Source organism: Flavobacterium sp. NG2 (assembly GCF_034119845.1).
Classification (GTDB): Bacteria; Bacteroidota; Bacteroidia; order Flavobacteriales; family Flavobacteriaceae; genus Flavobacterium.
Map to the genome: position 1 here is coordinate 4,077,567 of NZ_CP139420.1, position 13,987 is coordinate 4,091,553.

8 protein-coding genes are annotated in these 13,987 nt (G+C 34.2%); 4 read left to right on the forward strand and 4 right to left on the reverse strand.

Translation table 11 applies throughout. The annotated features are described in order from the left end of the window. Positions 1 to 33: 33 nt before the first annotated feature. Positions 34 to 1,812, forward strand: coding sequence for an arginine--tRNA ligase (argS, locus tag SLW70_RS16320; RefSeq protein WP_320889730.1), 1,779 nt, complete (start codon positions 34 to 36; stop codon positions 1,810 to 1,812). A 34-nt stretch (positions 1,813 to 1,846) separates the two neighbouring features. On the opposite strand, the gene SLW70_RS16325 is transcribed toward argS, so the two are convergent. Further along, positions 1,847 to 2,866, reverse strand: coding sequence for an OmpA family protein (locus SLW70_RS16325; protein ID WP_320889731.1), 1,020 nt, complete (start codon positions 2,864 to 2,866; stop codon positions 1,847 to 1,849). 217 nt (positions 2,867 to 3,083) lie between these two features. Between SLW70_RS16325 and SLW70_RS16330 the strand changes: the two genes are divergently transcribed. Continuing rightward, positions 3,084 to 5,510: a hypothetical protein gene (locus tag SLW70_RS16330; RefSeq protein WP_320889732.1), complete on the forward strand. Its 2,427-nt coding sequence runs from the start codon at positions 3,084 to 3,086 to the stop codon at positions 5,508 to 5,510. 129 nt (positions 5,511 to 5,639) lie between these two features. On the opposite strand, the gene SLW70_RS16335 is transcribed toward SLW70_RS16330, so the two are convergent. From SLW70_RS16335 to SLW70_RS16345, 3 genes are read right to left on the reverse strand one after another with little or no spacing between them, the layout of a single operon-like run. Further along, positions 5,640 to 6,188 (reverse strand): acyl-CoA thioesterase, encoded by a 549-nt coding sequence (locus tag SLW70_RS16335; RefSeq protein WP_320889733.1) that lies wholly within the window; start codon positions 6,186 to 6,188, stop codon positions 5,640 to 5,642. Positions 6,189 to 6,205: 17 nt separating this feature from the next. Then, the gene (locus SLW70_RS16340; protein WP_320889734.1) at positions 6,206 to 7,651 is read right to left on the reverse strand and encodes a rubredoxin; all 1,446 of its coding nucleotides are present in this window, start codon (positions 7,649 to 7,651) and stop codon (positions 6,206 to 6,208) included. A gap of 54 nt (positions 7,652 to 7,705) precedes the next feature. After that, positions 7,706 to 11,221: a molybdopterin-dependent oxidoreductase gene (locus tag SLW70_RS16345; RefSeq protein WP_320889735.1), complete on the reverse strand. Its 3,516-nt coding sequence runs from the start codon at positions 11,219 to 11,221 to the stop codon at positions 7,706 to 7,708. Between the two features lie 166 nt (positions 11,222 to 11,387). On the opposite strand from SLW70_RS16345, the gene SLW70_RS16350 reads away from it, so the two are divergent. After that, the gene (locus tag SLW70_RS16350) at positions 11,388 to 12,092 is read left to right on the forward strand and encodes a Crp/Fnr family transcriptional regulator (protein ID WP_320889736.1); all 705 of its coding nucleotides are present in this window, start codon (positions 11,388 to 11,390) and stop codon (positions 12,090 to 12,092) included. A 271-nt stretch (positions 12,093 to 12,363) separates the two neighbouring features. After that, entirely contained in the window at positions 12,364 to 13,629 is a 1,266-nt protein-coding gene (locus SLW70_RS16355) for a CmpA/NrtA family ABC transporter substrate-binding protein (protein WP_320889737.1), read from the forward strand. The last annotated feature ends 358 nt before the right edge of the window (positions 13,630 to 13,987 follow it).

Consider the following 13,987-nt stretch of genomic DNA (forward strand, 5'->3'; position numbering starts at 1 on the left):
ACCTATATTTGCAGCCATTAAAAAAGCAACAAAATGACATTATCCGAAATTCTAACGCCTTCTATCCAGAAAGCGGTTCAAGATTTATTTGAGGTTACTATTGAAAAAGTGGAGTTTCAAGCCACTCGTAAAGAGTTTGAAGGCGATATTACGATGGTGATTTTTCCGTTATTGAAATTGGTAAAAAGCAACCCTGTAGAATTAGGAAATAAAATTGGGAACTACTTAGTCGAAAATGTGACGGAGGTAGCCAAATTTAATGTGGTTTCAGGGTTCTTGAATATCGTGATTTCGGATGCGTATTATTTGAATTTCTTCAACGAAATCAAAGCAGTAGAAAATTATGGTTTTGTAACCCCAAGTCCAGATGACAAAGCAGTAATGGTCGAATATTCGTCGCCTAATACCAATAAACCTTTGCATTTAGGACACGTTCGTAACAACTTATTAGGATACTCAGTAGCGGAGATTATCAAAGCTTCGGGTAAAAAAGTATATAAAACCCAAATCATCAACGACAGAGGAATTCACATCTGTAAGTCGATGTTGGCTTGGCAAAAATTTGGCGAAGGCCAAACCCCAGAAACTTCGGGTTTAAAAGGAGATAAATTAGTTGGTAACTTTTATGTGGCTTTTGATAAAGCTTACAAAGAGCAAATCAATCAATTAATGGCGGAAGGTAAAACCGAAGAAGAAGCTAAAAAACAAGCGCCAATTATTCTGGAAGCTCAAGAAATGCTTTTAAAATGGGAAGCTGGTGATGAAGAAGTGATTGCACTTTGGAAAAAAATGAACCAATGGGTGTACGATGGTTTTGCGGCTACTTATACAGCTATGGGTGTTGATTTTGACAGTTATTACTACGAAAGCAATACTTATCTGTTAGGGAAAGATGTTGTCCAAATGGGACTGGAAAAAGGTATTTTCGAAAAAGATCCTGATGGTTCGGTTTGGATTGATTTAACTGCCGAAGGACTGGACCGTAAAATCGTGTTGCGTTCTGACGGAACAGCGGTTTATATGACACAGGACATTGGGACTGCGATTCAACGTGTGAAGGACATGCCGGATGTTGGTGGAATCGTTTATACAGTGGGGAATGAGCAAGATTACCATTTCAAAGTATTGTTTTTGATTTTGAAAAAACTAGGATTTGATTGGGCGGCTAACTTATTCCACCTTTCATACGGTATGGTAGATTTGCCATCAGGTAAAATGAAATCTCGTGAAGGAACTGTAGTGGATGCCGATGATTTGATGCAAGAAATGACCGATACAGCTCAAAAAATTTCCGAAGATTTAGGAAAACTTGACGGTTATTCAGCTGAGGAAAAAGCCAAATTGTACAATACTATCGGTTTAGGGGCTTTGAAATATTATATCTTAAAAGTAGATCCTAAAAAACGTATTCTGTTTAACCCAGAAGAATCGGTAGATTTTGCTGGAAATACAGGGCCTTTTATTCAATATACTTACGCTCGTATTCAGTCTATCATTCGTAAAGCTGATTTTGACTATACTAAAGACGCTCTAATAGTTGAGTTACACGAAAAAGAAAAAGAATTAATCAAACAACTAGAATTGTTTCCAGAAGTGATTCAAAACGCAGCTCAGAATCACAGTCCTGCTTTGATTGCGAATTATACTTATGATTTGGTACGTGAGTACAACTCGTTTTATCAAGCAGTACCTATCCTTGGTGAAGCCGAATCAAACAAAAAAATATTCAGAGTGCAACTTTCTAAAAGAGTGGCCGACACCATCGCTAACGCTTTTAGTTTATTAGGAATTAATGTTCCAGAGAGAATGTAATATTCTAAGGTTTCTCTTTTAAAGAAAGTTAAAATTACCTTCTTATAATATAAGTAATTGTAACTCTTCTAGCGTTCTCTTCGCTTGTACTGGCATAATCAACGCCGTGGTATTGCGAAAGAATTCTAGAAGGGTGTACACCTTTTTCAATTAAATATTTTTTTACACTCTCTGTTCGTAGCATAGACAACTTTTGATTGTATAAAACATTTCCCTTTTGACTAGCGAAGCCTTTTAAAAACAAATCAATTTTAGTATTGTCATGACACAATGCAACTAATTGATCTAATGAATCAAAATAAGTTTCTTTAACTAGCGCCGAATTATTGTCAAACAAAATATTTTGACTGCTTTCGCTGTACTTTTTTACCAATTCATCATAGTCTGATATTTCTCTTTTTTCGATTACTAATGTATCACGAATACTTTTTTGTACAGCTTCCTCTTTTGGTTGCGTATAGTAATTATTGGTAATTGCAGTTGGGACTACAGGATTAAGTTTAGGTGTAACTGTTTCTTTCTGAACTATAATCTTCTCAGTGGTTTTATTGGTGATAGGTACTGATTTTTTCTCATTTAAATGGGCTTTTCTTAATTGAAATATTTCTTGTTCTAAAGAAGCTATTTTTTCCCTCAGATAAGCATCATCCGTATTTTTACCCGAACTTTTTATCGTTTTATTTTCAACGGGGTCAACAGCTGTATTTTTTTGAATAATTGTAGCTTGTTCCAAATTTTGCTTTTGCAGTAGCGAACTGATAAAATCTAATTTACTGTCCAATAACTTCATTCGAGCTTCTAAATCTTTAAAGTTCTCTTTGTCAGACACGCCTATCGTTTCATTGCCCGTATTATCATTTATTCTATGGTTATACACAACTTGGCTCCTTGATTGACGAATCAAGAATAAAGAATCTCTTTTTTGCTTAATTGTATTTATTAATGAAATCAAATTGTCTTCAGAAATAATTATTTCGCTCTTTTGATTTATCTGGGCATAATTTACCTGAACAAAACAAATGGCTATAAAAAAACCTGTTTTAAAATTTCTCATTGTAACTGATTTTATACCTCTTAAAGATACTGTAAAAAAAACAGTCCAACAACTAAATAATTATCCGCAAAAACACCAAACAACTCATAATATCTAAAAAAAACAACCAATCAACTGAAGATAATGCAAATTTGTAACTATCTTTACGTGTATCGACCTTATAGTTTGATAAATCAAAGTATTATTTCTACTAATAATTGCGACAAATACTTACGCTATGAAAAAAATAATTATAACTACCGTTTTATTAATCCACTGTCATTTTAATTTTGCCCAAGTCAAGGATATTAGTTTTACGTTGTCCCCTTTTGCAGAATATAACTGGTGGGACAATCAATCTGGATTAGAGGATGCCTTTCTTTTTGGAGGAAAATTAGGTTTTGGTTTTGGCGAATATATCGAGCTTAGAGCAATCTATGCACAATCGAATGATTTGAAAACTAATTTTGATAATTATGGAATTTCTGGATATAATACTGCTAATTTCAACCCGCAATCAGTAAAATTAACGCGTTGGGGAGGAGAATTTAAAGCAAATATTGGCAGAGGAAAATTTAATCCTTATATAAATTTGGGTACTGGAGTACAAAAAATGGAATTGGATAATAATCCACAAAAGTTTGAACAAATTTATACAGCTTTAGGTTTAGGTATTAAAACAAAACTATCAGACCGTTTAATATTTACAGTCGAAGGAAAAAACACCTTATTTAATTTCAACTCGGGAAAAAATCTATTAACCGCCCAAGACAAAGTAAATTTAGGGGTTACTGATGCCGATTTTTCAAGTAACCTATTATACAACTGGTCTGCTCAAGCTGCTTTACAAATCTATTTAGGCGGAAGAAGACCTGGAACCTTATCCGAATTAGACAAAGCCTATTTAACAAAATTTAGAGGAGGATTTAAAGGATTACGTTGGGTTTTCGAACCTAGTATAAATTACATCAATTTTAATGAAAAATCAAATTTTAAAGACACCTACTTATTAGGAGGTTATTTTGGACTAGATTTTAATCAGTTTACTGGTGTTCGAGTTTTCTATTTTCAAGCTAATCAAAACGAACAAATCACGACTCGTTTTGATAAACTAGCCATGTACGGTGCTGAATTTAGAGCCAGATTGAATGATGGGAATGGAGTAACCCCCTATTTAATTTTAGGAGGAGGTTATTTGAACCCTTCGTCGAATTATGTTGGTGTTAATAATGGCGAAACAGAAGGACAAGAATTTGCTTCAGCTGGTTTAGGAATGAACATTCCATTAGGTAAAAACCTTTTAATAACAGGTGGTGCTAGAGGAATAATCACCTCTGGTCAAGAGGTTCAAAATTTAGGAAACCCAGACGAATTGCAATCACATATGATGTATAATGCGGGTTTAAAACTAACTTTTGGAGCAAAATCAACGAATCCAAACAAAGTGTATCAATCGCAATTAGACAATGCACTTACAAAACAAAACAAAATTGTAAGCGCTGAATATGACGAAAAATTGAAATTACAAAACGAACATAACCAAGCTAAATTAGACCTCTTAAAAGAACAATATACCCAACAAATAGATTCTCTACAAATTGCTTTGAACGACGCTACTAATGCGAAAGACACTAACCAAGCTGTCCTTATTTTAGAACAAAAAAACAAAGTTCAAAAAGCATTGGATGAAGTAGAAGCGGTAAGCAACTTGAATAAAAGTCATACTGAAACTACGACTCCAAAAACAGCGGAAGAAGTTGCTCCTACTACCATCAAAGCAGCAATCCAACCTAAAGAACTAATCAAAATGACACCTCAAGAATTAGAATTATTGATTGAAAAGATTCTAGACAAAACACAACCTCAACCTTTTAGAAGGTTTGAAAACAACAGAAATGAATCCAATGAGATGCAACGATTAAATCAAAGAATCGATTTTCTTGAAAGATTAATTTTGAAATCAGACACCAAAACTACAGATGAAAAAAAAACTGAAGTAAGTTCTGAATCACCCGAAAACAAGAATTTAGCGATTGAAACCGACATAATAAACGAAAAATCAGCAGTAAAAACAGAAAAAATTGAGGATACAAATAAAAACACTCCAAAAACATTAGCAAAAGAAACAAAAATCATTGAGAGTAAAGATGCTGAAAAAACTGATTTTAAATTAAATAACAAGATGGAGTCAGCAACTCAAGATACTATTAATGAGGTAATTGAAATCCAGTCGGGGCGTTTTATTAAACAAGAAAAGTACTCCAGTATTAGAAGTCTTGCCTATAAAGGTTCTAGTTTATTTACAGGAGTAAGTTTTGGTGATGAAACTTTGGGTACTGTTGGTGCTAGAGCTTATTTTGGAATCAATAAAACAAATTTGGAATTCATCCCTATAGCCCATTATAGCTTTGCTAATTCATCTAGTTGGGGAGCATCAGGCAATTTGGTTTACACTTTTAATGCCTTAAAATTTTCTAAAAAAATGACCCCATATGCGGGAGCTGGAGCAGGATTTTCTAGTTTGGACAGCAACCTAAAAGCAACCTATAATATTAGTCTTGGAACAAACTTGACCTTTTTAAAAGGACGTTTATTCTCTGACTTAACCTTTATTAATTTAACGGATACTATTCAATTTGCTGTTGGATATAGACTCCCTTTTTAAACCATAAAGACCTTTTACCTAAACAAAATCAGTACTCATATTTTTTCTAATATCTAAAAAAAAGCCAACTCAATATTAAAATTTGAGTTGGCTTTTTCTGTGTTTAGCTTTAATTATAATGATATTTTTTTATTGTAGCTCTACCTTGATATTGTATTTTTTTGAATTCAAAATAGTATCAATAGAGCCAAAAGTAGCGATGCTTTTTTGCTCTTCTCTAAGGCGTTTCATTTCAATTTGACGCAGGCAGTTTTGAAAACGACTTACTTCTTTTAAAGTGGTTAAAATTAATCCTGGAACAGGCGAATTATTACCTACTTTATCTTTGGAAACCATCGTAAAATAAGAAGAATTACAATGCTTTATAACACCTGTTTGAATGTTTTCAGCTTCTACTCGAATCCCAACAATCATCGAGCTTTTCCCCACATAATTGACACTGGCTTTCATGGTTACTAATTCACCCACCTCTATAGGTTTCAAAAAATTGACCGTATCAACAGAAGCCGTAACGCAATAATTTCCTGAGAACTTTGAAGCACAAGCAAATGCAATCTGGTCCATCAAAGATAAGATGTAGCCTCCGTGAATTTTTCCACTAAAGTTTGTATGAGAAGGAAGCATCAATTCAGATATTGTAATATGTGATGAGCTTACCGTTTTAAAAGTATTATCCATGTAATTGTACTTAGTAGTTATTGAATTGTTTGCGTTTCTCCGGTCAAAGCTAAGAAATTATTTTTTGGTGCTTCGCAAAGCGAACAACAATAATCTTCTGGCAAGTCTTTGAATAAAGTTCCTTTTTCTATTCCTTGAACCATATCCCCATATTCTGAATTATACACTGTCAAACATTCTTGACATTGATAAACATCCTGAACTTTGTTTTCTTTTTTAACTACCGTCGAAGTTGTATTATTTTCTGCCACTACCTCTCCTAATTGACTGAAATATTTACGACTCAGTTCAATTAAAATATTAGGTAATTCTAATTTATCTACATCTTGTGCATGAACAATATATTCACGACTGTTAGGGTCAAAATTCTTTGCATGCAATACATTAAACGTATCCCTGATTTTAATCGATTCTAAGTCTTTAGGCAATTCATTTTTTTCAACGACAATCGACGTAAAATAATGCCCTTCGCGGTTGTAATCTGAAATTCCAAAAGTCAAACCATAAGTACTAATATCAAATTGATCCAAAGTACGAACTAAGAATGTTTTAAGATTCAATGCCCATTCTGTAGCTACAGGTAAATGCCAATTCAATTCTAATAATGAATGACGAACATTGATACCATTTTTTCCTAAAAATTTCTCCCAATCTAATTTTCGGTCTTTAGGAATCCCTTTGACAATAAACGACTTCCAAGAAGTGATACATATCTTCCCTATTTTACAATCAAAACAAAGATCACACATCTCTTTCAAGAATTTCAAATCGTAAAGGTTGTTTCTCCAATACAATCCTAACCAATATTGGTCTATCCCCAAACGGTTCATTCCTTCATAATATGGGAAAGGATAAAACGGAATATGCAAAGGTTTATCTATTGTTCTATTATTAGTATCCAATGCCTCGCTTACCAAACTGAATATCATATCAATACCGCAAGATTCCTGACGCACGACTTTCTCTATTTCATAATAAATCGTTGCAATATCCCAACTATAAATCAAAACCGGATACACTTCCATGCGTTCCCATTTTGGTAAACGAATATACAGATACCAATAATCTTCATGCTCAGAAGCAATAAAATTGATATGTCCCGTAAATAATGGAACCAATTGTTGTTTTGGGTCGGTGATATTGACTTTAAGCTCAGGCTGTTCTTTAAATTGTTCTAATACATACAAAAATTTATTTCCTGTAAGCCAAGGAGTATTTCTAAAAACATCTGTTGAAACATAGGAAGAAACAATATTGTTACCACTACTCTCATTTGGAAAAACAAAATGATGTTTCCCCGTTTTCTCTTTCTCAATATTTTTCAATCCCTTTGGAAAAATAATATCTTGACGGGAACCAAAAGAAATAGTATCCAATCCTTGATCCATTGCCATATTCACAATATCTCTTAATTCTCCTGGAGATAAAACGCCTCCTTTTACTATCAATCGTGTTAATTCCATAGTTTTATAATTTATAATTTGTGGTTTGTAGTTACATAGTAGCAACCTACAAACTTAACCGCATTTCGCTAATAATTCTTTAACCTCCGTTTTACAACTACCACAACCGAGACCTGCTCCTGTTGATTTACATAATTCGGTAAAATTAGTAGTTCCTCCTTTGATGGCTTCTTCGATGTTTCCACTTCCTACTTGACTACAAGAACAAACTAGTTTTCCGATTACTGGTTTGGCTTGCGAACCACTTCCTCTAAGAAGTAAATTACGCTTATCAGACAACTCAATTTTGCTTTCAATCATGGTTTTGAATTCGGCAAACTCATTTTTGTCCCCCATTAATATAGCTCCAACTAATAAATCGTCTTTGACTACACATTTTTTATAGTATCTCTTTTTCAAATCAGAGAAGACAATTTCTTCATAAGAATCATCGTTTTCAGGGATTTCAATTTGTCCAATACTACAAAGGTTAATATCCTCAAGTTTTAAGATATTCATTAAAACCGAACCACTGTAATAACTACTAATATCTCCTGCAATAAAGTTAGCCAAAATATCAGCCTGTTCTTCAGCTGCTGAGGTAATTCCGAACAATTGGTTGTTGTATTCTGCAATCTCACCAATAGCAAAAATATTCGATTGAGAGGTTTGTAAATACTGATTTACTTTTACGCCACGACCACAGGCAAGTCCTGCTTCTTTGGCGATTTCGATATTTGGGATAGTTCCAATAGCATATACGATTGCATTTGCCGTAAGGATTCGTCCACTTTTCAAACCAATTTCAATCTCGTTTGGATTATCAGTTTCAAAAACGGTGCTCACCTCATTATCAAAATAAATTTGAATATCTCTTAACTGCACTTCTTCGGCCAATAACTTACAAGAAATACGGTCTAATTGACGTTCCATCAATCGAGAGGCACGTTGAACAATAGTGATTTTTACTTTTTTATGTTTTAAAGCTGCTGCTAATTCAAGTCCTAACAAACCACCACCTACAATAACCACATGCTGTTCTTCGGCAGGGAGATTGGTGTTGTCAAGATAGTTTTTCAAACGGTCAGCATCTTCTTTTTTACGCATCGTAAAACGACCTGGTAAATGCAATTGAGCATTTTCTGGAACAAAAGGACGACTTCCTGTTGCCATAATCAATGAGTCAAAAGTATGCGTTTCGCCTTTGCTATCCGTAATCGTATTTCCTTTGATGTCAAGATTGTCAATAGACACATTCGATTTCAAAGTGATATTCAGCTTCTTTAATGCGTCGGCTTTTATCTTTTGTAAACTTTCCCATGAAAGTTCATTGGTTACATACTCTGGTAATAATACGCGGTTATAAAAAGGATTTTCTTCATTAGAGAAAACGATAATTTCGTCCTCTTTATTGATTTCTCTATAATTCTGAATAAATCTAAAAGCTGCTGCTCCTGCTCCTACTACTGCAATTTTCTCAAATGATTTTTCGTATTTGTTTACTGAAACCGTTGTAAATTTAAAATCAGGTTCTTTTGAGATAGGGTCTATAAGGGTATTTGTCAAGTTGTTCGTTCTATTCAAATCCTTATTTAATTGTTTTCCCCAATGCATTGGCAAGAAAACCACTCCTTCTTTAATGGTGTCGGTTATTTTTGCTTTAACACGAACGTCACCACTTTTACTATGAACCTCAACCACATCTCCATCTTCAATTCCCGCTTTAAAAGCATCGATTGCATTGATTTCCAACATCGGACTAGGAATATGAGACATCAATCGAGCTACTTTTCCAGTCTTAGTCATCGTATGCCATTGGTCTCTAATACGTCCCGTTGTTAAAATTAATGGATATTTATCCGAAGGCGCTTCAGAGTTATTATCAATAGAAACGGGCAAATTGAATATTGCCTTTTGCGAAGGCGTATAAAACTTTTTATCCGTAAACAAACGAGGTGTTCCTGGATGTCCATAATCTGGTACAGGCCATTGAAAAGTACCTTCATTTTTTAAACGATTGTAATTTAAAAACGAAATATCAATTTTGGTATTCTTCGTTAAGGCGCAGTATTCTTTATATATTTCTTCAGTTGAATTGAAATTAAAACCTGAAAAATTCATTTTTTGAGCAAAACGAGTAAGGATTTCAACATCCGATAAAGCTTCACCTGGAGCCTCTATTCCTTTTGGTAAATAAGAAATACGTCTTTCTGAGTTGGTCATCGTTCCTTCTTTTTCTAACCAACCTGCTGCAGGCAACAATAAATCAGCATACTTTGTAGTGTCTGATTTATGTGAAATATCTTGAACCACTACGAATTTAGCATTTTCAAGTGCTTTTTCTACGCGGCGTACATCTGGCAAACTTACAAGAGGATTGGTACAAATAATCCAAACCGCTTTCATCTTACCCGATTCTAAAGCATCAAACATTTCAGTAGCTGTCAATCCTGGTTTTTCTGAAATTTCATCCACACCCCAAAAATCAGCTACTTCTTGACGATGAACAGGATTAGCCAATTCTTTATGAACTGCTAATAAGTTAGCCATTCCCCCTACTTCACGTCCACCCATTGCGTTAGGCTGACCTGTCAATGAGAAAGGTCCTGAACCCGGTTTCCCTACGTGACCTGTTAATAAAGAAAGGTTTAATAAGGCGGTGTTTTTATCTACACCTATCACACTTTGATTTAACCCCATTGCCCATAATGACAAGAACCCTTTAGCTTTGGCAATAATTTCGGCTGCTTGTTTTATTTCGCTAATAGAAACTCCACATAATTGAGAAGCTTTTTCTAACGAAGTTGCGACTACTAATTCTTTATAGGCTTGGTAATTTTCGGTATGATTTCGAATAAAATCGTTATCAACATATCCTTTATCAATCAAGCATTTAGCGATTGCGTGATATAAGTAGATATCAGAACCAGGAAGAATTTGCAAATGCATATCGGCTGCTAATGCCGAATCTGTTTTTCTTGGGTCAACAACAATTATTTTAGTTTTAGGATTTTTCTCTTTGTGCTGTTCGATTCTTCTAAAAAGAATGGGATGGCACCAAGCTGGATTGGCCCCCGTAATCAAGAAAGTATCAGCTAATTCGATATCTTCATAGGCGATAGGCACTGAGTCTTCACCAAATGTTTTCTTGTAACCAACTACTGCTGAACTCATACAAAGTCTCGAGTTGGTATCTATATTATTGGTTTTTAAAAAACCTTTAACGAGTTTGTTTGCTAAATAGTACTCTTCCGTCAAACATTGTCCTGAGATGTAAAAACCAACACTATCAGGCCCATGTTTTTTGATGATTGAAGAAAAGACAGCTGCAGCACGATCCAAGGCATCATCCCAACTTACTCGCTCTTTAGGATGGGATTTACTCCATCTCATTTCGGGATATAAAATTCGGTCCGAAGTATCGTTAACAACATAGTGCAGATTCATTCCTTTAGAACAAAGCATTCCTCTATTTACAGGGTGGTCTTTATCTCCTTTTACGCTTACTCCATTTTTAGAATCATTGGTTACAATTATTCCGCACCCTACACCACAATAGGAACAAGTCGTTTTTATTTCTGAATTTTGCATTATTGAAATACTTTATTAATAATGAAAGCTTAGTGTCTCTATTTTGAAAGTGTAAAAATAAGTATTTTTACGTATAAATACGTATTTTAGATTCTTTTTTTTGATACTTTTGGGGAAAATAGATTTTAGCACCCTATATTATAACTATTGTTTAATAATTTATGCTATGAAAGAAGAATTTGCAATTTGCGGTAGCTGTATTAATGAAAATTGTTTCATCAAGAAACACATTCATTTAGAACAAATGAAAAAATTTGTCGAAAAAAAGCAAAGTTTTCTTTGTAAAAAATCCCAACAATTCATCATGGAAGGTGCGCCAATTCAGGGATTATATTTTATTTACAAAGGTAAAGTAAAAACGGTTAAAACTGGAATTAATGGGAAAGAACAAATCGTTCGTTTTACTACCAATGGTGACACAATTGGTTTCAGAGGATTTGGAACAAGTAAGCGCTATTTCATTGGTGCTTATGCCATAGAAGACACCATTTTATGCAATTTCAGCAATGACGATATGTTACAGATTCTTCGAGAAGTGCCAGAACTAACATTTGACATGATGCTCTTTTATGCTGAGGAACTCCATAAAAGTGAGAACAACATCCGCAAACTAGCACAGATGAACGTTAGAGAAAGAGTGATTGATACCTTACTCTATATTCATCGAAAGTTTGGTCAAAACAATACCGTAATAGCTATTGATTTATCTCGAAAAGAAATCGCTGATTTTGCAGGAACTACTGAGGAACAGGTAATTCGAGTACTTTCGAATCTTAAAAAGGAAGATTTAATCCATACTGTAGGAAAGCGCATTGGCTTAACAGCTGTCGAAAAATTAAAAGCCGAAATCAAAGAACACAATTACTTTTAATAAAAACAAAATACGTAGTTTTTTCTTTGATTCACTCCCATAAACACTCAACTCTTCATACACTTCCATAGTTCACACTAAAGCTTATTTAATTTCAAAAGCCTCGTATTTACGGGGCTTTATTTATAATACCTGCGTTTTGTCATCTTTTTTGTCATCTTTTTAATGTTTTATCAAAGTATTAAAAAGGGATTTCTAGATGTTTTTTAGTTAGTACATACGTATAAATACTTATGTAGATTTGCTTCATACAAATACTAATACAATCATTATGGAATTCATTAAAACAAAATCAATTTTCTCTCAAGTAGTGAGAAAAGATCTTTTTTCAAAAGCGACAAAACAAATTTCTAAAGTTGCCTTTACTGCAGTAGTAACACTTTTTGCATTCAGCGCTCAGGCTCAAAATGATCCTATAAAATTAGGTTTTATTCCATTGACAGATTGTTCCCCTATTGTAATGGCAAAAGAATTGGGCTTGTTTAAAAAGTATGGTGTTGAGGTTATCGTCACTAAAGAATCCTCTTGGGCCAATGTCCGTGACAAAATCTTAACAGGAGAATTAGACGGAGCACATTGCTTATTCTCAATGCCTTTTTCAGTTTACACAGGTGTAGGAGGAAAAGCGGGATCAGAAATGAAAATCGCGATGATGTTGAACTCAAACGGACAAGCGATTACCTTATCAAATGATTTTTGTGGCAAAGTTGGTTTCAAAGATATGGCTAAAGTAGCTCCCGTAGTAGCAGCTAAATTGAAAGCCGAAAAAGAAGTAACCTTTGCAATGACTTTTCCTGGCGGAACACACGATTTATGGTTGCGTAACTGGTTAGCCATTGCAGGTGTAAACCAAAAAACATCTAAAATCATCACTATTCCACCGCCACAAATGGTAGCGAATATGAAAGTTGGAAATATGGACGGATTTTGCGTAGGAGAACCTTGGGGAGGTGTTGCCGCTATGCAAGGAATAGGATTCACACAAATTGCAACACAAGATATCTGGAAAGACCATCCTGAAAAAGCGTTGGTTGTCAATAAAGATTTTAGTGCCAAACGCAAAGAAGACCTTAAGAAAGTCATGAAAGCCATCATGGAAGCTTGTATCTGGTTAGACGTTCCGGCCAACCGTAAAAAAACATCTGATATTATTGGTAAAGCGCCTTATGTAAATGCTAACAACGATGTTATTGAAGACCGTTTGAATGGAGAATATAATTTAGGTTGTAAACTAGGTCAAAAAATATACAAAGGTGACCAAATGGTTTTCCACAAGGGAGGAATGATCAATTTCCCTCGCAAATCTTACGGAATTTGGGCTATGGCACAGTTTGTTAGATTTGGATACTTGAAAGAAGAACCAAATTACAAAGCCATTGCCGATAAATTAATTCTACAAGATTTATACAAAGAAGTAGCAGCAAGCATGAAGGTAAAAGTACCTGCTGACGATATGAAACCTTTTTCATTAACAATGGACAAAACGGTTTTTGACCCTGCAAATCCAGCTGCTTATTTGAAAGTGGTAAAAAGATAAACCAAAACACATTTTTTTAAAACACATAGAAACATAGGCTACTCTTTGTGATTAAGTCGCTTTGCTTAGGATAGAAAAAGCATAGTTCCATAAGCATAACATCTTAATTAAAACAGATTAAGTGTTACTATGATAAGCAGAGCGCTTTTAAATGACACAAAAAACTATGTTCCTATGTGTTTAAAAAATAAAGCATAAAACATATAGAAACATAGGCCACTCTTTGTGATTAAGTCGCTTTGCTTAGGATAGAAAAAGCATAGTTGTTCGAACAAAATGTTCTATAGTGAATCTTTAAGCACATTAAGCTTTGTGTTACTATGATAAGCAGAGCGCTTTTAAATGACACAAAAAACTA

Excerpts from the sequence above, each read along its gene's own strand:
- argS (WP_320889730.1), top strand. The coding sequence starts at position 34 with ATGACATTATCCGAAATTCTAACGCCTTCTATCCAGAAAGCGGTTCAA.
- SLW70_RS16325 (WP_320889731.1), bottom strand. The coding sequence starts at position 2,866 with ATGAGAAATTTTAAAACAGGTTTTTTTATAGCCATTTGTTTTGTTCAG.
- SLW70_RS16330 (WP_320889732.1), top strand. The coding sequence starts at position 3,084 with ATGAAAAAAATAATTATAACTACCGTTTTATTAATCCACTGTCATTTT.
- SLW70_RS16335 (WP_320889733.1), bottom strand. The coding sequence starts at position 6,188 with ATGGATAATACTTTTAAAACGGTAAGCTCATCACATATTACAATATCT.
- SLW70_RS16340 (WP_320889734.1), bottom strand. The coding sequence starts at position 7,651 with ATGGAATTAACACGATTGATAGTAAAAGGAGGCGTTTTATCTCCAGGA.
- SLW70_RS16345 (WP_320889735.1), bottom strand. The coding sequence starts at position 11,221 with ATGCAAAATTCAGAAATAAAAACGACTTGTTCCTATTGTGGTGTAGGG.
- SLW70_RS16350 (WP_320889736.1), top strand. The coding sequence starts at position 11,388 with ATGAAAGAAGAATTTGCAATTTGCGGTAGCTGTATTAATGAAAATTGT.
- SLW70_RS16355 (WP_320889737.1), top strand. The coding sequence starts at position 12,364 with ATGGAATTCATTAAAACAAAATCAATTTTCTCTCAAGTAGTGAGAAAA.